19 protein-coding genes are annotated in these 19544 nt (G+C 46.6%); 10 read left to right on the plus strand and 9 right to left on the minus strand.

Translation table 11 applies throughout. The features are described 5' to 3' along the window. Window positions 1–3 precede the first annotated feature (3 nt). From T433_RS0109450 to T433_RS0109465, 4 genes are all read left to right on the plus strand, one after another. Window positions 4–477 (plus strand): GNAT family N-acetyltransferase, encoded by a 474-nt coding sequence (locus T433_RS0109450; protein ID WP_027455626.1) that lies wholly within the window; start codon window positions 4–6, stop codon window positions 475–477. Between the two features lie 128 nt (window positions 478–605). Then, window positions 606–1121 (plus strand): flavodoxin family protein, encoded by a 516-nt coding sequence (locus tag T433_RS0109455; RefSeq protein WP_027455684.1) that lies wholly within the window; start codon window positions 606–608, stop codon window positions 1119–1121. A 2-nt stretch (window positions 1122–1123) separates the two neighbouring features. Next, the gene (locus T433_RS0109460; protein WP_044109626.1) at window positions 1124–2230 is read left to right on the plus strand and encodes a cation diffusion facilitator family transporter; all 1107 of its coding nucleotides are present in this window, start codon (window positions 1124–1126) and stop codon (window positions 2228–2230) included. Between the two features lie 15 nt (window positions 2231–2245). Beyond that, window positions 2246–3025, plus strand: coding sequence for a ZIP family metal transporter (locus tag T433_RS0109465; RefSeq protein ID WP_027455628.1), 780 nt, complete (start codon window positions 2246–2248; stop codon window positions 3023–3025). A gap of 10 nt (window positions 3026–3035) precedes the next feature. Here the strand turns inward: T433_RS0109465 and T433_RS0109470 are convergent, their stop codons facing one another. Beyond that, window positions 3036–3791: an SDR family NAD(P)-dependent oxidoreductase gene (locus T433_RS0109470; protein ID WP_027455629.1), complete on the minus strand. Its 756-nt coding sequence runs from the start codon at window positions 3789–3791 to the stop codon at window positions 3036–3038. 278 nt (window positions 3792–4069) lie between these two features. Between T433_RS0109470 and T433_RS0109475 the strand changes: the two genes are divergently transcribed. The 5 genes from T433_RS0109475 to T433_RS0109495 all read left to right on the plus strand — a co-directional run bounded on the left by T433_RS0109475 (window position 4070) and on the right by T433_RS0109495 (window position 7307). Next, on the plus strand, window positions 4070–4951 hold the full coding sequence (locus tag T433_RS0109475; protein WP_155808456.1) for a hypothetical protein: 882 nt from the start codon (window positions 4070–4072) through the stop codon (window positions 4949–4951). A gap of 154 nt (window positions 4952–5105) precedes the next feature. Beyond that, entirely contained in the window at window positions 5106–5549 is a 444-nt protein-coding gene (locus T433_RS0109480; RefSeq protein ID WP_027455631.1) for a DoxX family protein, read from the plus strand. Window position 5550: 1 nt separating this feature from the next. Next, window positions 5551–6183, plus strand: coding sequence for a flavodoxin family protein (locus T433_RS0109485; RefSeq protein ID WP_044109629.1), 633 nt, complete (start codon window positions 5551–5553; stop codon window positions 6181–6183). A 66-nt stretch (window positions 6184–6249) separates the two neighbouring features. After that, the gene (locus tag T433_RS0109490; protein ID WP_027450462.1) at window positions 6250–6792 is read left to right on the plus strand and encodes a glutathione peroxidase; all 543 of its coding nucleotides are present in this window, start codon (window positions 6250–6252) and stop codon (window positions 6790–6792) included. A 71-nt stretch (window positions 6793–6863) separates the two neighbouring features. Then, window positions 6864–7307: a MarR family winged helix-turn-helix transcriptional regulator gene (locus tag T433_RS0109495; RefSeq protein ID WP_027455633.1), complete on the plus strand. Its 444-nt coding sequence runs from the start codon at window positions 6864–6866 to the stop codon at window positions 7305–7307. A 161-nt stretch (window positions 7308–7468) separates the two neighbouring features. Here the strand turns inward: T433_RS0109495 and T433_RS0109500 are convergent, their stop codons facing one another. The 4 genes from T433_RS0109500 to T433_RS0109515 form a co-directional block, all read right to left on the minus strand. Further along, entirely contained in the window at window positions 7469–8596 is a 1128-nt protein-coding gene (locus tag T433_RS0109500; protein ID WP_248616509.1) for a DHH family phosphoesterase, read from the minus strand. A gap of 46 nt (window positions 8597–8642) precedes the next feature. Continuing rightward, the gene (locus T433_RS0109505; protein WP_027455635.1) at window positions 8643–9353 is read right to left on the minus strand and encodes a LytR/AlgR family response regulator transcription factor; all 711 of its coding nucleotides are present in this window, start codon (window positions 9351–9353) and stop codon (window positions 8643–8645) included. Beyond that, window positions 9350–10045, minus strand: a complete 696-nt coding sequence (locus T433_RS16835; RefSeq protein WP_231478033.1) for a sensor histidine kinase — start codon at window positions 10043–10045, stop codon at window positions 9350–9352. The genes T433_RS0109505 and T433_RS16835 overlap by 4 nt, the downstream gene beginning before the upstream one ends. Before the next feature lie 447 nt (window positions 10046–10492). Next, window positions 10493–12244 carry a carbohydrate-binding domain-containing protein gene (locus T433_RS0109515; RefSeq protein ID WP_027455637.1) on the minus strand — a complete coding sequence of 584 codons (1752 nt, stop codon included), beginning with the start codon at window positions 12242–12244 and terminating at the stop codon, window positions 10493–10495. Between the two features lie 241 nt (window positions 12245–12485). Between T433_RS0109515 and T433_RS0109520 the strand changes: the two genes are divergently transcribed. Then, the gene (locus T433_RS0109520) at window positions 12486–13406 is read left to right on the plus strand and encodes an alpha/beta hydrolase (protein ID WP_027455638.1); all 921 of its coding nucleotides are present in this window, start codon (window positions 12486–12488) and stop codon (window positions 13404–13406) included. On the opposite strand, the gene T433_RS0109525 is transcribed toward T433_RS0109520, so the two are convergent. The 4 genes from T433_RS0109525 to T433_RS0109540 all read right to left on the minus strand — a co-directional run bounded on the left by T433_RS0109525 (window position 13387) and on the right by T433_RS0109540 (window position 19522). Then, window positions 13387–14496 carry an SGNH/GDSL hydrolase family protein gene (locus T433_RS0109525; RefSeq protein WP_027455639.1) on the minus strand — a complete coding sequence of 370 codons (1110 nt, stop codon included), beginning with the start codon at window positions 14494–14496 and terminating at the stop codon, window positions 13387–13389. The genes T433_RS0109520 and T433_RS0109525 overlap by 20 nt on opposite strands. Before the next feature lie 79 nt (window positions 14497–14575). Beyond that, entirely contained in the window at window positions 14576–16588 is a 2013-nt protein-coding gene (locus T433_RS0109530; RefSeq protein ID WP_027455640.1) for a cytochrome c biogenesis protein CcsA, read from the minus strand. A gap of 8 nt (window positions 16589–16596) precedes the next feature. Next, on the minus strand, window positions 16597–18306 hold the full coding sequence (locus tag T433_RS0109535; protein ID WP_027455641.1) for a di-heme oxidoredictase family protein: 1710 nt from the start codon (window positions 18304–18306) through the stop codon (window positions 16597–16599). Window positions 18307–18325: 19 nt separating this feature from the next. Continuing rightward, the gene (locus tag T433_RS0109540) at window positions 18326–19522 is read right to left on the minus strand and encodes an imelysin family protein (RefSeq protein WP_081778440.1); all 1197 of its coding nucleotides are present in this window, start codon (window positions 19520–19522) and stop codon (window positions 18326–18328) included. Between the last annotated feature and the right edge of the window lie 22 nt (window positions 19523–19544).

Here is a 19544-nt window from a genome sequence, read left to right on the forward strand (position 1 = left end):
AATATGAATGATAACAATGTAAGAAGGGCAGAAATAAAAGACACGGCACGAATCATCGAACTGCTACATCAGGTGAACATGGTGCACCACAGGCTGCGACCAGACCTGTTTAAACCCTACACAACGAAATACAACGAGAAGGAACTTCAGACACTGATGCAGGACGACAGCAGCCCAATCTTCGTGTTTGAACAGGGTGAAGTAATAGGCCACGCTTTCTGCCAGGTGACAGAAGTGCACAACCACCAGTTGCTGGAAGATATAAAGACACTATACATTGACGATATCTGCGTAGACGAAGCTGCACGCGGACAGCACGTTGGTAAGGCGCTATATGAGCATGTGTGCCAATATGCACGACAGATTGGTTGCCGCAACGTGACACTGAATGTGTGGGAAGGCAACGATGCCGCCATGGGGTTCTACCGCAGTATGGGAATGAAAGTGCAGAAAATAGGTATGGAGATACTTCTGTAATAATACACAAGAGGGGGAAAAGAATGACTTTCCCCCTCTTTTCTTGTAGTATTAAGAAGAAATAGCTATCTTTGCAAATGTAACATCAATATACATTATTTCTATTAACTAACAAAAACATCACAAAAATGAAGGTACTGATTCTACAAGCTTCACCACGTACAAATGGTAGTACGGCCTGGATGGCTGAGGAATACAAAAAGGCTGCCGAGGCAGCTGGACACGAAGTAACGGTATACAACGTGGCTCACAAGAAAATAGCGGGCTGTATGGCCTGCGAGTATTGTCACAACAAAGGCAACGGCGCTTGCATACAGAAAGACGACATGCAAGAGCTCTATCCACTGATGGCCGAAGTCGAAGCATTGGTACTGGCAGCACCTATCTACTACTTCACGCTGAGCGCCCAACTGCAAGCCCCCATTCAGCGCATGTACTGTGTGAGCAAGCCTGCCAAAGTGCAGAAGATGTCACTGCTCATCTCGTCGCAGTCGCCCAACGTCTATGATGGTGCGATGGCACAGTTCCGCGACCTATGCAACTACTGGGGCGCGTTCAACCTGGGACTCGTTACGGCCAAAGCCGACGAGCAGAAGACCGAGGAGACCCAAAAGAAGATTGTCGCACTGGTAGCCAGACTATAATTATGAAGAACAGAAATCAGAAAATCATACGCACTAGCTGGATAGGCATTGCCAGCAATGTGCTATTGGCTGGCTTTAAGACTGCTGTGGGCCTGCTGGCCTCTTCAGTAGCTATTGTGATGGATGCCGTCAACAATCTTAGCGATGCACTGTCGAGTGTCATCACTATAATTGGTGCCAAACTATCGCAACGCCCTGCTGACCGACTGCATCCATTTGGTTTTGGACGTATAGAATACTTCAGCGCAATTATCATTGCCGTCATCGTGCTGACTACCGGTATTACCTCACTGATAGAATCAGTAAAGAAGATACTGGCGCCCACTGAGCCCGAATACTCCACCTTGACGTTGGTAGTGGTGAGCATAGCCATCGTGGTGAAGCTGGTGCTGGGTCAATACGTGAAGCGCCAGGGAGAAGAGCTAAAGAGCGATGCACTGATAGCATCAGGCTCAGACGCCTTGTTTGATGCCATAATCACGCTGGCCACACTGGTGTCAGCCGGTATCATGCTACTATGGAACGTGTCAATCGACGGACTGCTAGGTGCACTCATCTCTATAGTCATCATCAAGGCGGGCATCGACATGCTGGCATCGCCCATCAATCAGTTGCTGGGCACCAGCATTCCGGCTGAGTTGACGCATGAAATTGTGAGGGAAGTGTCCGACTTTGAAGAGGTGCACGGCGTTTACGACCTGATACTGCACAACTACGGCCCTGAGGTGAAGATTGGTTCACTGCACGTCAACGTGTACGACACCATGTCAGCACACGACATCCATGGGCTGACCCGTCGCATCACCTCACTACTGTACGAAAAACATGGCATCATCATAACCGTGGGCATCTATGCCATAGCAACAGGACAAAACCGGCGAGCCGAGTTGCAATCCATAGTGATGCAGGCACTGGCGGCCCACAAGGAGATTGTTCAAGTGCATGGATTCTACTATTCGGAGAAAGACAACATGCTGTCTGTGGATATCGTACCCGACATCAACGTACACAACGAGGCGTCACTCACCCAACAGTTGGTGGAAGAGATAAAGAAGCTGGTACCCGACATGGAGGTGAGCATCGTTACAGATCATAATTATACAGAATAAGAGGTAAAGACAAAGATGACAATACTAACAATAGGACTACTATTGCCGCTGCTGGGCACCATGATAGGTTCGGCATTCGTGTTTTTCATGAAAGAAGAGATGTCTGTAAGGCTGCAGAAATCGCTACTGGGGTTTGCTTCGGGCGTAATGGTAGCAGCAAGCGTGTGGTCGCTGCTAATACCTGCTATGGAGATGGAAACTGGGAGCGGCAAATGGGCAGTTCTACCAGCAGCCATTGGTTTCTTAATGGGCATGGGCTTCCTATTGCTAATCGACGAACTGACGCCCCACCTTCACATAGGCACCAACCAGCCAGAAGGCATGCGCTCGCACCTGTCGCGAACAGCTATGCTAGCACTAGCCGTCACCATCCACAACCTACCCGAAGGTATGGCTGTAGGTGTGGTGTTTGCCGGAGCCGACAGTGGAACATCGAGCATTTCGCTGGCCAGCGCTGTAGCTGTATCCCTGGGTATAGCCATACAGAATGTACCTGAAGGAGCCATCATTTCGATGCCGATGCGTGCAGCTGGCAACGGTCGTTGGCGCTCATTCCTGATAGGATCGCTGAGTGGAGCTGTAGAGCCCCTGGGCGCAGTAGCCGTGCTGATGCTAGCTTCTATGCTGACACCCGCTCTCCCCTATCTATTGACTTTTGCTGCAGGCGCCATGTTCTATGTGGTGATAGAAGAACTAATACCAGAGGCTTCGAGTGGTGAGCACTCTAACCTCAGCACCATCGGTTTTGCCATTGGCTTCGTACTGATGATGGTGCTTGACGTAGCGATGGGCTGAAAGTTCAGTATCACTTTCTCACAATTACGCTGCCGCTGGCCTGATGAGTAGCAAGAATAAGTACCTCGGCTATCTGCACATGTTCGGGGGCATTAGCTGCATAGACAGCAACATCGGCAATATCATCGCCAGTAAGCGGTTTGATTCCCTTATAGACAGTGGCTGCACGATCGACATCGCCATGGAAGCGAATGTTGCTGAAATTGGTCTCTACAAGTCCGGGCTTCAAATTGGTCACTCTGATGGGTGTATTGGCCACATCAATGCGTAAACCATCAGTGAGAGCTTTCACCGCAGCCTTGGTGGCACAATACACATTGCCACCAGCATAGGCAGCATCGCCAGCAACTGATCCCATGTTGATGATATGACCTCGATTGCGCTCTACCATACCTGGCACCACCAGACGTGTCATCAACAACAAACCCTTGACGTTAGTGTCTATCATCGGCTCCCAGTCTTCCATGCAACCTTCATACTCGGGTTCTAGTCCAAGCGCCAATCCGGCATTGTTCACCAACACATCAATATCCTTCCACTCGGCTGGCAGCGACGTGATACACTGAGTGGCTGTCTCGCTGTCTCGCACATCAAAAGCCAGCGTTAGCACCTCGGTGCCCTTATGCTCAAGTTCCTGACGGATAGCAGTCAATGCTTCAAGATTTCTGCCCGTAAGAATCAACTTATCACCGTTCTCGGCAAACTTTCTAGCACAAGCCTGGCCAATGCCACTTGTAGCTCCCGTAATTAACACTATTTTTTTCATTATCCTAAAATTTATATTCCTTATTATATTTATCACTGCGAAATTGTATGCAAATATAATAATAATCCAAGAATTATCAGCACTATTCACTTTATTTATGAATTATCGACTATCATTAAAAAACTTGCCATCAATGAAAAAATGGCCAAAAAGTATTGTTTGTTAGAAATATTTATATATCTTTGCGACAGGAAATACCTAATGACATTGTCTAAATAATAATACGTGAACCATTTTTTTAATAATAACTAACTACAATAATGAATAAAAACAAAGCTATGAAAAAGATTTTCCTGTGGATGCTGACCGCCATCCTGACCTGCGGTTTGACACTGATCTCACTAACTTCGTGTAGCGACGATGATGATTCTACCACCATCAAGGATACAAACCTAAGCGGATCTTGGTTTGCACAGATAAAAGTGGACGAGAAATCACCTGATTGCGAGAATTATGCGCTGTTAACATTTGATAAGAATGGGGTCGTTACTACGCGCAGTTATGAGATTTATCCCAATGAACCCATTAATTACAGCGAACGCTTTCGCCGCCATGAGTTTTATAACGTTAACGAGGCTGCTGGCACTTTCACCATACAATATGATGACGCTGAAGAAGAAGACGCATTGTACTACTACAGCTTTAACAAAGAAGGCATGGTCCTCAAGCAGGCTGGAAGCGATTTAATAATTCAGTTACATCGCCCAACGTATAGCGAACTGAAGATGCTATCGGTCTTTGATAAGGTGATTAGCAGCGATGATTATGTGGGCAAATGGATCAACGAAAAAAATGAGGCTGGCATCATGAAATACACCGTCATGACAATAGACGAAGATGGTATCATGGATTGCAAGGTTTATCTTACAAATGAAGATAAATGTCAGTGCGTTCCTTTTAAATTCTATTATTCCGAATACGACACCAAAGAACATAATGGACAGGTGATTGAAATGCACCCCTACGACAATTACAAACAAGTAAGCTACTGGTGGTGGACTGTGAAAGATAATATACTTACGACAGGACCAGCAGACATCGAAGGCAATGGTGATAGCGATGAAGATGAAGATGAAGATGAAGATGAGATAGTAAGCTATCGAGCCTTCACACCTTCAGACAAAGTGCTTATAGACAAACTGGAAAGCATGCTTGAGTAATAGCCCTGTATTAACTAAGAAATTTATTATTATATCGCAAGCGACATTTGTTAAATACATATAAATTATTAATTAAATCGCTTGCGATATATTTTTATTTTCTTATCTTTGCATCGCAAACAAGAAGTTAAACGAAAACTTAGATAAAATAATTATGAAATATGTAAGACTCATTGCACGTCTGATTTTAGGATTCTTCATGACGTATGCAGGCATAGCCCACCTTACGGTTGCCCGTCAGGAGTTTGTGGCACAGGTTCCAACATGGATTCAATTTACCCCAGCCTTCACCGACTTCGTAGTTTTGGCATCGGGAGTAGTAGAAATTGCATTAGGACTGAGTATGCTGTTCATGATCAAAAAATACCGCCCTATGGTTGGTGCTCTACTGGCCTTATTCTATATATTAATATTCCCAGGCAACATCAACCAGTATGTGAACCACATAGATGCATTCAACCTGAATACAGATGATGCCCGCCTGATCCGCTTATTCTTCCAACCCGTACTGATTGCCTGGGCACTATGGTCAACAGGCGGCTGGAAATACTGCAAACAGATGATACAAAAACAACAATATAAGGAAAACGAGAACTAATATGAAGAGAATTATGGTTATCGACGGCGGTCCCCGTAAGAACATGAATACTGCCGCCATGTGTGAGAAATTTGCTGAGGGAGCACGAGACGCTGGTGCTGAAGTAAAGGTTGTGCGCCTCTACGACATGGACTTCAAAGGATGTATGTCGTGTATGGCATGTAAGCTGAAAAACAAAGCTACCAACATCTGTAAGTTTAAAGATGCAATATCGCCCGTACTTGAGGAGATTGCTACTGCAGACGGATTGGCACTGGCATCACCCATCTATTTTGGTGGTATCACTGCCGAGATGCACGCCTTCCTAGAGCGTCTGGCTTTCCCTTGGCTCTCATACAACGACTACAGCCTGACTGCACCCAAGAAGATGCCTGTAGTACTGATGGAGACTATGAATGGCACCCCCGAACAGAACAACAGTCAGGGTTTTGGTACTAAGGAGATGTGTATTGCTGCAGCACTTGGACAGCCCGAAAAGCTGGTAGCATACAACACCTGCCAGGTGAAGAACTACGACAATTATGAGTTAGGTATGTTCTCTAAAGAAGCTAAACTGCAATGGCGCGACGAACACTGGGAGAATGGCCTACAGAGCGCATACGAAGCTGGTAAACGAATGGCTTCTGCAGATTAACACAAAAACAAAGATTTTTATTGGGAATTAATGGTATATACAAAAAAAAATCAAAATATTAACACAATGAATAAGATTTATGATTTCAAAGCCCTCTCTAGCAGAGGTAAAGAGATAGATTTCGCACAGTTCGAAGGTAAGGTGCTGCTGATTGTCAACACAGCCAGCAAGTGTGGTTTCACCCCACAATTTGCAGGACTTGAGGAACTGAACCAGAAGTATAAAGATCAGGGCCTGGTGGTCATTGGCTTCCCTTGCAATCAGTTCAAGGAGCAGGATCCAGAGGGCGATGCACAGATTGAGGAGTTCTGCCAGGTGAACTATGGAGTTACCTTCCAGATTATGAAGAAGACCGATGTCAATGGTGCTGCCGCAGAGCCTATCTTCGAATATTTGAAGTCGCAGGCGCCTACCGAGGAGTACAAAGGATTGAAGGCAAAAGCCACTCGCGCTATGCTGAAGACACTGAGCAAAAGCGTAGAAAAGGATAGCGACATCCTGTGGAACTTCACCAAGTTCCTGATTTCCAAGGATGGCACTACCGTTAAGCGTTTTGCGCCAACCACAGATCCTAAGGACTTCGAGAAGGACATCGAAGCAATGCTTTAAGAAAGCAAGAATAGAACAGAAAGAATGGATGTTCAAAGAACATCGTATTTAAAGTAGAACAGTAAAAGAAAATGCACGCAGAATTACAACTTAAAAATCAGATTTGCTTCCGTCTTTACACGGCTGCCAGACTTATCACTCAAGCCTACACGCCGATGTTTAACACGATGGGCATCACCTATCCGCAATATCTGGTGTTGATGGTGCTGTGGGAAAACGACAGTCAGCCGGTGAACGATATCGCTCGCCGGCTGTTGCTTGAGACGAACACCGTCACTCCCCTACTACAGCGCATGGAGAAGTTGGGCTTGGTGATTCGCCAACGTGGCAAAGAAGACAAGCGCCAGCAAATAGTTAGTCTTACGGAGAAAGGACGCGACATGGAGGAGCAAGCCATCAACACGATTCCTGCTGGTATGGGCGAGGAGATGAAAACCTGTCCGCTGAAACTCGAAGACTATCAACGCTTGGCAGAAGATTTGGATGCCATTATTGAAACACTTAAAAATAAATAAAAATACAGGTTTGGATCGATTATTATCATACATTGTGCGCATAGTTGTTGCGCTGTCGAGATTTACCAAACAACTATCGCTGAATAGTTACGGCGGCGAGCATCCATGTTAATTCATGCAACTTTCTCATCGTCGTTGTGTTTTATGAAACATTACTAATCTTAATTACCAGTCAGCACTTCAGTGATGCGCGGCACAATCTGCTTGCGTGAGAGATTCTCGGCTGTATAGCAGACGCCCTCACGCAACGACGCTCCGAAGATGGCCTCAGCCATCTGCTTGGCGCCTTCACCATAGTATATAAAATAGGTGCCATTCTCCACGTAAGGCCGTTCGGCACGGTCGTCACCCGTGTTCTCCACCTTGTTGTCGATCTTTGCCACAAGCATCTGCCGTCCTCGCTGCTGCATCACTTCGGGCATGACTGCCAGCATGCGGTCGATGAAGGCTTCCATCTGGCTCTGCTTGCAGTCGAGACTGCCGAAGCCAAGCTTATGGCCGCTGATCTCGTACTCCTTGTAGTCGGAGAGGAAAATCTCGGCATCGGTCATGCCGGTATAGTCGGTGGCGGCATCCTCCATGCCGCGGTTCAGGCTGACCACAGAGTCGGGGCTGATGGCCAACTGTGCAGCAAGGGCCTGTAATGCCGTGATGTCGATGTCGCGCGTGGTGGTCTTCGACAGGTTGCGCGTGTCGCTGATGATGCCTGCCAGCATGATGCGGGCGGTCTCGTCATCGATGGCGATGCCCTGTTCCTTATACATCTCGTAGATGATGGTGTTGGTAGAGCCAATCATCTCGCGGCGCACGAAGGGGATGCCGCTGTCGGCTATGTCGCCCTCCACATGGTGGTCTATCTTCTGCAGGATAACGGCCTCACGGGCACCGTCCACACACTGGGCATAGTCGGTGTGGTCGGTCAGGATGAGCCGTGTCTGCGGCACCACGCTCGACTTCAGTTCGGGCAGCGCAAAGCCGAACACGTGGGCAATATAGGCCGTCTCGCGGTTCATCCCGCTCGACACCTTGGCCTTGCAGTTGTAGCCCATCAGCCGCATCAGCCTGGCATACGACAAGGCCGAGGTGACGGCATCCACGTCGGGTGTCTTGTGACCATAGACGAAGCATGTGTCCGTGCCCCAGTCCAGTGTTTTCAGCAGTGCGCCGAACTCCGTTTCAGGGCCGGGCTGCGGAATCACCGCATTGTCTTCGTTCGAACAGGATGTCCATACAAAGAGGCTGCTTGTCAGGGTGGCAGCCACCATCCATTGCATGATTTTTCTCATCATCTTTCTGACTTTTAAATTATATTATGCTATTTGTTACGTAAAACCATTACTTACCCAAGAACCTATCGTCCAGAAAACGCATGAAAGCTTCCTTATACATATCACCTACAGGCAAAAAGGTATTCTCGTCCATCACCACCCTACACTTGTTCACTTCTTTAATCTCATTCAAATTAATAATATACGAGCGGTGAATGCGCATGAAGCATTTTGGCAAGCGTTCCTCCATTTTCTTCATTGACAGTAACGTGATGATGGGTTTCGTACTGTTACGTAAATACACTTTTAGATATTCACTCATAGCCTCTATGTAACGAATGTCAGATATACTCACTTTCACGATGCGATACTCCGTTTTCAGGAACAAGACATCAGAGGCAGACTCACTATCTACCACAATAGGCGTCAATCGTTCTTTCAGTCGGTTGGCCGCCCGCAGGAATTCCTGCAGTCCGAAGGGTTTCAACAGATAGTCCACGGCATTCACCTTAAAACCCTCGACGGCATATTCTGCATAGGCAGTAGTGAACACTACCAGTGGCGGCACCGCCAATGACTTCACGAAGTCCATTCCGTTGAGGTCTGGCATGTTGATATCACAGAAGATAGCATCCACCGTCTCCTTCTCCAGCACTTGACGTGCCTCGATGGCACTCTGGCACTGGGCCACAACTTCAAGAAACGTCACCTTGTGGATATAGGCCACAAGCTGTTGCAGAGCCAGAGGCTCATCATCGATGGCAATACAGCGTATCATGATAATGGTATGTTGAGTTCTACAGAATAATCATTAGCTCCTTCGTTGATGCGCAGCGAATAACGGTCCCCATACAATAGGTTAAGCCGCTGGCGCACATTGGCCAGGCCCACCCCGCCTTTTTCTTGGCTGGGCGTTTTCGCTTTCGAGTTACGACAACGGAAAGTAAACTTATTGTCTGCCACCGTCATGCTCACCTCGATAAAGGAGTCATGCTGATAGCTCACACCGTGTTTAAAGGCATTCTCCACAAATGATATCAGCATCAGTGGCGGCAACTGACGATCAGGTACATCTGCGGGCAATGTCAGCGAGATGCGCACCTTGTCGGTATATCGCAGTCGCATCAATTTTATGTACGTCTCTATGAAGTTCAATTCTTTGTTGAGAGCTACACGTTCTTTATCAGCATCATATAGCACATAACGCATCATCTTCGACAATTCAACAATAGTCTCCTGAGCTTTCTCAGGGTCAATGTCTATCAAGGCATGAATATTGTTCAATGTGTTCATGAAGAAGTGCGGACTAATCTGATAGCGAAGATAAGCCAACTGATGTTCTAAGTTCTGTCGTTCTAACTCTGCCAGTCGTCTTCGATCATCACGACTACGAATAAACTCCTTGACACCTAAATTTGCGCCAAACATCAGTATGACCACAGTCATCGACATGATATTGCGTTCATTCACTAGTGGCGGTCGTCTAAACCCATGATTGCGAGGTCCCTTCCAATGTTCTCCTCGCATAACATCACGCATTTCATGCCGTTCTGGCTCGTGGAGTTTCATCTTAGGTTTTGTATTGTATTGATAAACAGCGAACAACGCTACCACGATTGCCACTATCGTGAAGTATAGGACACGCCTCCGATTATGTATCAGCAGGGGAGCCAACAAAAAATTATGAACTACAAAAAGGAATAAATATATTGAAAAGTGGCGCCACACAAACAACACCTCATACCATTGAAAAGCCGCTTCACTGTCGGCTAACATGCGCACATAGCAACTAAGCAATGGCACAGCAAAGAGCATGCCCCATACAATCAGGTATATGATATTTTCCTGTCGCGACTGTTTCATATAAATCATACCGTTTCTCTTTTAAAATAACGTATCATGTTACGAAATATTGTATCAATGCCAACCACCGCCACCACCTCCGGTATTAGTATTGGTATAGCTTGATAGTGATACTGTTGACCCTCCGCTCACGCTGCAGTCTGCCACTCCTACTCCACCCATGCACGTATCGCCGCCTGTCACAGTGACACTTTGCTTCAAAGAGGGTTGTGTACTACCTGATACCACCATTCCTTGTCCTCCACTAGCAGGAGTTAAGAATGAGAAAGTGTTTCCGTCAACTGTCATTGCATACCAAGCATTTGCCGTCCAAGATGAAGTCTGAAAGCAAGATTGTGATAATTGTGCACCTCGTTCTAGTCCACCAACGGCAACGATAGTTCCACCTGTCACGTATAACTTATATCCTCCTTCAGTGTTTGCATCGATTGCAACCTCAGGCGATCCCGAACAAATAGCATACACTACACCTCCTCTAATATACAAATTACCATTAGCATCTAGACCGTCGTTGTGCTGACCATGAGCGTAAACATAACCACCAGTAATAGACATTGTACTCTTTGCATTAATTGCATCATCATAAGCATAGCTTGCCACGTCGCCACCACTTATATTTATCTCTTGTTTCGACTCAATACCTTCACCACCATTACCGCTTGTACGCACCCAGATTCTTCCACCATTGATATTAATAGAACCTTCTACTTTTATTCCTTTGGGCGATGTAGAGTCGCTACTGCTGGTATATTTTCCACCCGTCGTTACGATATAAACATTTCCTCCGTTAAAGTTCGCATCCGTGTCAACACTAATGCCCTTACCACCATAGCCAGTACTTTTCAAGAGTACATCCCCTCCATTTATTGTCAGCGTACTATCAGCTTTTATGCCGGCTGCGCCTTTCACCTCGTTAGTCTCACTGTCATACGAACCTTTACCAGTGGTAATAACTGTGGTACGCCCACCATTAATAATGATATGACTCTCGCTGTTGAGTCCCTTAGCACCAGCACCAGACACCTCTACATTCAGCACACCGCCATTTACAAAGATGCCATCATTGGCCTTGATACCATGATTTTCTGTTGTGGTGACGTTTATATGATTACCTTTATTAAATACGATATAATCTGTTGAATGAATGCCGTTATTTGTATGCCCTTCTACCTGCAGTTTTCCGCTACCATAGAACAACAGCTTACCTTTTGCATATAGGGCACCCTTATGACTGCCATCAGTTCCATCGCTCAACTGGTTGGTGGTTCCATCAGTCACGTAAACAAAGGCACGTTTGCTACTCAGTAAATTCAGAGCTGCCGAATCAGGATTGTGAATACTAACACCGTTCAGTATTACCTCGTATTTCTTTTCACCTAGTACCGTAAGAGATCCATTGGTAGTGGAGCCACTAACCACATAACAGATACCTTTCTGTGCACCGTGATCTGCAATCACATGACCGCCATTAACTATTACTTTTACCCCACCTTCTTCTTTAGCCACAGGATTGCTCATATCAATAGTTATTTGCGTAGAGAAAGTATTATTGTCCAACTGGTCCTCTGCATCAGGATAATAGGCTTGAGTCGCTGTATTAGACTCTTCAGCGTTCTGATCCATCATAATGTCAAAGGTTGCGATATCACCCTCCGTCGTCGAACTGCCTACGTTATTAGACATTCCACCACCATTATTCCAATTTGAACCATCGTTATAATAGTCTGCATAAGGGTTATCAGCCGTACACCCTGCTGCCACCATCAGCATGGACCAAATGATCGATTTAAACAGTATCTTTCTCATTGCTTTATAGTTTTTTGTTATAAATGTGTGGTGCAAAGATATTTATTCTTGTTGTATCATCACATTTTATTCAGTCAACAGCCAAATCATTTCAACGAAATGCAGGATGATGAAAAAGAGAGTTCATATGAAAAGCGAAAAAAGTGTGAACAAAAAAAACAAAAAAATACCAGTGTGATTTGGTACATTATCAAAAAAAATATACCTTTGCGATATAGTTTACGATTAAACTACAAGACTAATGAAGAAGAAAGCTATCATCATTGTTTTGACTATTGTAGCATTGCTCATTTTTGCTATAATAGGCGGCAGTTTCTATATGCTCGACTATTCGTTGGCTCCAGATGCCAACAGAACCGACCGTGACTCGTGCCTCAGACAGCAGTTTGAGAATTATCCAGAGAGTAAGGCTTGGATGGATTCATTAGTACGTGTTAACGCATTTCGCGACACTTTCCTAACCATGAACGATGGAAGAAGAATGCATGGATTCTATGTAAACAGAGGAAGCCATAAGACTGCAGTAGTGGTTCATGGTTGGCGTGACTGCGCAATTAAGTTCTTATGGTTGGCACGTATATATGAACATGAGTTGGGCTATAATGTGGTTATGCCAGAACTACACGCTTGCGGTGAGAGCGAAGGAGACGCTATTCGTATGGGATGGAAAGATCGTCTCGACGTGAAAGAGTGGCTTACGGCTTTTCTCGCAGACACGATGGTGGTCCACGGTGTATCAATGGGAGCTGCAACAACCATGATGTTATCTGGTGAACGAATGCCCAAAGGTATCCACGATCTACGCTTTATAGAAGATTGTGGCTATACGTCTGTATGGGATGAATTTGCCAGACAGCTAAAGGTAGAGTTTGGACTACCATCATTTCCGCTGATGTATTCTACCAGCTTGCTCTGTAAGTTACGCTACAATTGGAGTTTTGGCGAAGCATCAGCCCTAAAACAGGTTGTGAAATGTCATTATCCCATGCTTTTTATTCATGGTAGCCAAGACTCATTTGTGCCCACCAACATGGTGTACCCACTCTTCAAAGCAAAGCCTGGTAAGAAATCACTTTGGATTTCAGAAGGAGCAGACCACGCCGTATCTTACAAGGAACACAAGGCGGAGTATATAAGTCTCATCAAAATATTCTTGCAATAGTTGCATCTGCCATTGCTTCGTAGGCACGCTCGCTGGGATGCAGATGGTCACCACTGTCGTAGCCAGGTGCAAAAGCCTTCGGATTTGAAGCATCACGAACGGCTGCATCAAAATCAATGCATCCGTCAAAGATAGAAGAAGAGCGCAACCATTCATTAAACTGCTGTCGCATCTGTTCACGCTGCTCGTTATAGGTGCGCCAGCCCTCAATAGGCAGAAGCGTACCGCTCCACACACGTAGTCCCATCGCCTTCGCTGGGTTCACATAGATATCCTCTACCCCATGCGCCATCTCTTCCACTGTAGGCAGGTCGCTCCACGGACGGAAAGGATTCACATCTGTACCCACAGGGTGAATGATGTCGTTGATACCATGTTGTATGATGACATCCGTGGCACCGCTGACGCGCATTTCAATGGGAAAACGAGTGGCACCTTTTAGCCCATAAGCCTGATAGGTGATACAATCGTACTGACGCAAAATGCGTGTACCACTAACGGCACGACGTATCACTGCTACGTCGGTGCCTAACAACTTTTGCGCCAGATAGTCAGGCCACGACTGCGCCGTAATGGAGTCGCCGTAGCACACCACTGCCCTACAACGGTCGGAAGTCAACACATCAATGGTGTTCAGGAAGTAGAACCAGTTCGTACGGCGAGATAGATCCAGAGGCAGCTCGTCCGACTCTGCATAATCGCCATAGGCGTAATATCCCTTTGACAGAGGACCAGTAATCAGCGTACCGCTATTCATCTGGGTATAGTCAGCAAGATACATGCTCACCTCAATGATATCACCGCTGGTCACTGCGATGCTGACAGCATCGCTATCTGTCTCGGTGCCAGGCATCAGTAGAACCGTTTTCTCGCCATTGAAGGTGATTGGCGTATGGTTCACAAATACTTTATTCAGTGTCACAGGTTCCGTGCCCGTGAGGTTTGAGAAACGGAATCGAAGTTGCGTGCCGTCGAATGGCATCTGTATGGGATAACGCAATGTGAGGTCTTTTGCATAAAAGGCCTCACGTCGGTCAGTAATAGAGGTGGCATTGCCCCAGCAAGCCACCCATTTATGATTATCAATCATCCTGATGTACTTTACTATTTCTTTTCGGCTGCAAAGTTACACATTTTCTGTCTGTTTCAGCGCATCTTTTGCTGCTTTTTTAGGCATAGCTATGCATACCACCCAAGAGATAGTTCACGCCGAAATAGGTAATAAGTACAGCAAGAAAGGCACCTACTATATAAATATGATAGTATTTGTCGTTGCGGAAAAGCGGTAATGAAGCTTTGTGCATCGGCACCGCATATACCATCAACGTGATCAGTGCCCACGATTCCTTGGGGTCCCATGACCAATAGTTGCCCCACGACACATTGGCCCATACGGCACCTAGGAAGATGCCAATGGTAAGCAAGAATATAGCAGGATAGAGCAATAGCTGCGAAAGAGCTGTAATACGTTCTAGGTCGTGGGCCCAAAAAGCATAGACACCTAACAATACCTGAAGCGCAAAAATGGAATACGCACACATCACCGTCATCACGTGGATTGACAGTAGAGGCGACTGCAACACTGGCATCAAAGGCGTTAATTGCGTACTGCTGCCACCCATCATGGCCACCAACATACAGAACGAGGCGATGAGAGGAGCGAAACCCATGATGATATTAAATTGGCGATGTAAGGCCACCGAAAACAGCACCACCACCCATGCCATAAATAACATAGTTTCTGGACCGTTACTCACAGGTATATGTCCACCCAGCCACCAACGCAGAGCCAACTGTAACGTAAGGTATATCAGCAGCATCACGTGAAGAGCCCACAAGGCTATATTAACCGAGTAGCGCCACTTGGTTGTGAAGAGCATTACCATACACAATAGCAGGCTAAACGTCAGCGAAAGCATGACGGGCCACTTCTGAGCACGCAATGAATTATAGAACAGTTCAGCCTGTGTCTCGCCACCCGAAGGCAACACCTCGCCAACCATCTCTCGCTGAAACAGTTTTATCTTAGCTATGATCTCCAACGCACGGTCGTGCTGACCAGTGACGATAGCCTCTGTCAGAAAGTCCATAGACTGTTTGATAAAGAACTGTTCCTTCACTGGAATCTCACGTGGCAAGGCGTGTGCACCTGGCATATACCAATTTACATCGTGACCAATACGATATGGGAACATCTTTATATACTCACCGCCGTAGAACATCTCCACCACGGCCTGGCGCTCGGCCAGTTTTTTCTTCTCCTTGGCACTCATCGTTTCCTTATTAGGTTGCAAATAAGGTTTCATCGCAGCCTCCCAAGGCATGTAGTAAATCATCCAACTCGTAAACACTTGATCTGCTGTATAGCCGTTCCAGCTGGCGCTACCAGTCAACTTCATCACAAAGTCGGTAGCCACAGTATTCATTGGACAGATGCGGTTGTTATAAAGAATCTGTATGGTGCCCATGCGCTGAGCTATGTCGCGATCGATTACTGGCAGCGGCTCTTCTGCATTTACGCTGACGGCGCACAACAGCAAAACCACACCGGCTACAGCCTTACGGTATAGAGCACGCATCTGTGTACGACGCGAGAACAGCGTGGCTATGATGCCTATCAGCAGTAATAGGTAGCCGCTGTAAGTGATGGCAATACCATAGGGATCATAGCTCACACCCAGCGTCACACCTTCGCCATCAGAATCGTAGCTAGACTGAAACAAGCGATAACCATCAATATTGCCAATATGGTTCATCGAAACGGTCACCTCCTTAGCGCCACAACTAATTACACTCTGATAATCTAATGGAGCGTCTGTACCGGGATAGTTTACGATTTGGAACGACTTGAGTGTCAGAATCGTGCCCGACGCCAGCTCGCTAGGAACGTCAATGCGCAGATGAATGGTGTCGCGACGCGCGGTGAGATGAGTCACCAGCGCGCCAACGAGAATCACCACAAAGGCCGCGTGCAGCAGCATCACAGCCAATCGTTTGTAGAGTTGTTGCTGCACCATGTATGCGCAGCCTACCACCGTCATCACTGCCCACAAAGCAGAAAACCACCAGGCTCCATAGATGTGTTGACCCACGAACTCGGTACCTAGATATTTCTCGACAATGGTAGCTGCTGCAATGCAGACAATGATGAGAGGATATAGAATAAAGAGTATTCTTTTCATTATATTCTTTAAATCGATTCGATGAAGAAGATGAGCTGATCGCGTTCTTTCTTCGATAGGCTACGGAACTTTGTAACGGCATTATACGCATCACTGGTGCCGCCCTCATTTCTGCATCCGTGCCACATGATAGCTTCCAACACATTGCGTGCACGGCAGTCGTGCAAACGCTCTACACCACTACCACACTTTGCAGCCAGTCCGCGTCCCCATAGCGGTGTGGTACGACACCATCCTGTACGAAGGTCGTTCTTCATCCACAAACGATGCTGCACAAAGTCAGTATATGGCCATATTTTCTGGTGAGGATAGCGAGGTAGCTCGCTGTCGTCCTTGAAGAACTTGTTAGGGTCCTGCAGGTGGTCATCGCCAGTCTCCCACGACGGACGGTGACAGGCAGCACAACCAATCTGCGAGAACAATTCCTTACCCTTTTTGAAGTCCTCTGTGGTGGTGTTACGTGCAGCGGGAACTGCTAATCCACGATGCCAAATGGCAAAGTTCTTAAACTGTTCGTCTGTCATCTCTACATCCTGCTGCTTGCTGGTGAGATAAGTATAGATATCCTTCTCCAAATTACCTGTATGCCATTCAGGATGCTTTTTCAGCGGATCCAATCGGGTGATATATTCCGTAAAACCAGCCTGCACCTCAGGGTCTTTAGACGACTGTGTAGCATAGTATGTGCCAGCCAGGTCGAGATAATGATAGCGACGGTCAGAACGTGTCACATTGGTGATGTTCCAAATGGCATTCACACCAGCAGCATCCATCAACGGTCCGCGCGACATCGCATAAGTATAGCGTCGCACATAATTAGTGCCGTCGCCCTGAAGAGAGTTAGAGTAGTAGCTGTTCCACTTGCCGTTAGCCTGATCCCACATAGCAGGATTAAGGGCGTCTGTCTTACCAATGCTGTTGAAATACTTGCCCTCTTTCTCCCACTGAGCAGTGATGTCTGCATCGGGGATGGCGTCTGTCAAACCTGTGCCATAGATTCCAATGGTAGATTCCAAGCGAACGACCACATCATTATTGTACTCATCTTCTGACAAAATCACGTCGCTGCCACCACGGCCCACAGCAACGGGTGCGTAGTAAGCGCTATAAGGGATGGTCACCTCAGGATAGATTAGCGAGTAGGTCTCACCATCAGGGAACTTGTTGCCCCACTCGTCAGTATATTCATTCCACGCAATCTTGATTTGGTTCTCATCAATAGGAGCCTTGAATGGCTTCACTGCAACTGTCTGAGGCATACCAGCCACCGAGCGGATATAGGCATTAGTGGTTTTATCATAGATAACCAACAGATAGCCATTTCGGTGATTGTCAGCCTTATACTCTGTCTGACGTGCACCATGTCCATAACCAGGGTGACAATACAAGCAACCGCGACGCACAAATACAGGTCCTAGTCCGTGGAAAGCACCGTCGGTGTTGGTGTTGTAGTCTTTCTCAAACAAGTACTCACCCTCGTTGAAGGCAGTCATCATGCCTGCATCAACAACAGCCTTGGTAGGCTGTTCAAAGGCGGTAGCTGTGTTCACAGCGGTGGTACCGAGCTGTCCACCGGCATAGTAGTCCTCAGGGTAGTCAGTGGCTGTTGGGTCGCCGATTTCCCACGTCAGTGGTTCAACGGAACCATCACTGCTGGAACATCCAACAGTGATGATTGTAGATAACAGCACACTACCAAATAATGATAGTCTCTTCATAATATGATATTTAGAAATATTACTTTTTAATCTTTACAATACTATTATACAACTTCTGTGCATTATCTGCCAGCGTACGATAAGTGGCCAGTACAACATTGTCCACATAATTCTCATTAATCACTTTACACTGTTGTTCAACGGTAGCGTTGCCGGCATAAGCTTTCAAAGTCTCTGCCATTTCATCCAGCGCAGCATCCAGTTCACCCAGAGCTTCGATGGCATCGTTGCAAGACGCATCAGAATAGTTAACGGCGAAAGGTGCCTTCATAGCCTTGATCTTTGCCAGGGCATTATCCAGTTTGGAAACAGCTGTATTAGCCTGAGTCTTCAGTGTGGCATTGCCTGCATTCTGACAGAAGTATATCACAGAATTCTGGTTAGGCGTCACGGCGTTCATGCTACCATAAAGTGCGTTCTTGCATGAGATGATATTGTCGTAAAAGTCTGTAATAGAGTTATAGGCATAAGGAGACTCGATGTAGGTGGCATCTTGGCCTGTGAAAGGCAGTCCTATTTTCGAGTCGCCCACCTCACCGATAATATCCTGACAACCAGAGATAATCTCCAGTGTAGCATCGAGAGCAGTGGCCCAATCACCAGTGCCAGGATTCTTAAAGGCACGTCCAAAGTTTTGGAATCCGTCCAGTGCACCTTCCACATCGCCATCGTCATTAATAGAGTTGTGTGTAGCCACATAGTCGAGTGCTATCTGGTGGCGCTCAGCATTACTTTCTTTCGAGTCCCAAGCAGCCTCGAGAGTGGCAGTAGCATGATAGAGGTCTTTAGCCACAGCGCAGATATAGTCATATTCAAGGTTAGTGATCTGGTTGATGTCACGTGGTGCCCCCTGTCGGAAGAGCACATATTCCAATCCGTGATAGCCAAGAATACCTGAGTTAGCCGTCTTGATAAAATTGTCTAAATTACTCATCGCCGTTGCGTCGCGCAGCACATCAGCCAAGTCGTTGGCTGCTACGGGCCAAGTGTCAGTATGTGGATCGATAGAGTACACATCAGCAGCACCGAAGAGGAAAGCCTCTGTATTTTCCCAATTGGCGCGTGCCACCTTCCAGTCGTCGCAAGCCTGGTTCAATGCAGCTTGAGTACCATTGACGATTGTCACATCGGCTTCATCGTCGTTTGAGCAAGAGATAAAGCCCGTAGAAATGACGGCAGTCAAAGCTGCCATTTTCAAAACATTGTTTGTTTTCATTTGTTGTATTAATTATTAAATT

It is taken from the genome of Xylanibacter brevis ATCC 19188 (assembly GCF_000621725.1).
GTDB classification, from domain to species: Bacteria; Bacteroidota; Bacteroidia; order Bacteroidales; family Bacteroidaceae; genus Prevotella; species Prevotella brevis.

Bases quoted from the DNA above. Each gene is read 5' to 3' on its own strand.
- T433_RS0109450 (WP_027455626.1), top strand. From the start codon at position 4: ATGAATGATAACAATGTAAGAAGGGCAGAAATAAAAGACACGGCACGA.
- T433_RS0109455 (WP_027455684.1), top strand. From the start codon at position 606: ATGAAGGTACTGATTCTACAAGCTTCACCACGTACAAATGGTAGTACG.
- T433_RS0109460 (WP_044109626.1), top strand. From the start codon at position 1,124: ATGAAGAACAGAAATCAGAAAATCATACGCACTAGCTGGATAGGCATT.
- T433_RS0109465 (WP_027455628.1), top strand. From the start codon at position 2,246: ATGACAATACTAACAATAGGACTACTATTGCCGCTGCTGGGCACCATG.
- T433_RS0109470 (WP_027455629.1), bottom strand. From the start codon at position 3,791: ATGAAAAAAATAGTGTTAATTACGGGAGCTACAAGTGGCATTGGCCAG.
- T433_RS0109475 (WP_155808456.1), top strand. From the start codon at position 4,070: ATGAAAAAGATTTTCCTGTGGATGCTGACCGCCATCCTGACCTGCGGT.
- T433_RS0109480 (WP_027455631.1), top strand. From the start codon at position 5,106: ATGAAATATGTAAGACTCATTGCACGTCTGATTTTAGGATTCTTCATG.
- T433_RS0109485 (WP_044109629.1), top strand. From the start codon at position 5,551: ATGAAGAGAATTATGGTTATCGACGGCGGTCCCCGTAAGAACATGAAT.
- T433_RS0109490 (WP_027450462.1), top strand. From the start codon at position 6,250: ATGAATAAGATTTATGATTTCAAAGCCCTCTCTAGCAGAGGTAAAGAG.
- T433_RS0109495 (WP_027455633.1), top strand. From the start codon at position 6,864: ATGCACGCAGAATTACAACTTAAAAATCAGATTTGCTTCCGTCTTTAC.
- T433_RS0109500 (WP_248616509.1), bottom strand. From the start codon at position 8,596: ATGATGAGAAAAATCATGCAATGGATGGTGGCTGCCACCCTGACAAGC.
- T433_RS0109505 (WP_027455635.1), bottom strand. From the start codon at position 9,353: ATGATACGCTGTATTGCCATCGATGATGAGCCTCTGGCTCTGCAACAG.
- T433_RS0109515 (WP_027455637.1), bottom strand. From the start codon at position 12,244: ATGAGAAAGATACTGTTTAAATCGATCATTTGGTCCATGCTGATGGTG.
- T433_RS0109520 (WP_027455638.1), top strand. From the start codon at position 12,486: ATGAAGAAGAAAGCTATCATCATTGTTTTGACTATTGTAGCATTGCTC.
- T433_RS0109525 (WP_027455639.1), bottom strand. From the start codon at position 14,496: ATGATTGATAATCATAAATGGGTGGCTTGCTGGGGCAATGCCACCTCT.
- T433_RS0109530 (WP_027455640.1), bottom strand. From the start codon at position 16,588: ATGAAAAGAATACTCTTTATTCTATATCCTCTCATCATTGTCTGCATT.
- T433_RS0109535 (WP_027455641.1), bottom strand. From the start codon at position 18,306: ATGAAGAGACTATCATTATTTGGTAGTGTGCTGTTATCTACAATCATC.
- T433_RS0109540 (WP_081778440.1), bottom strand. From the start codon at position 19,522: ATGAAAACAAACAATGTTTTGAAAATGGCAGCTTTGACTGCCGTCATT.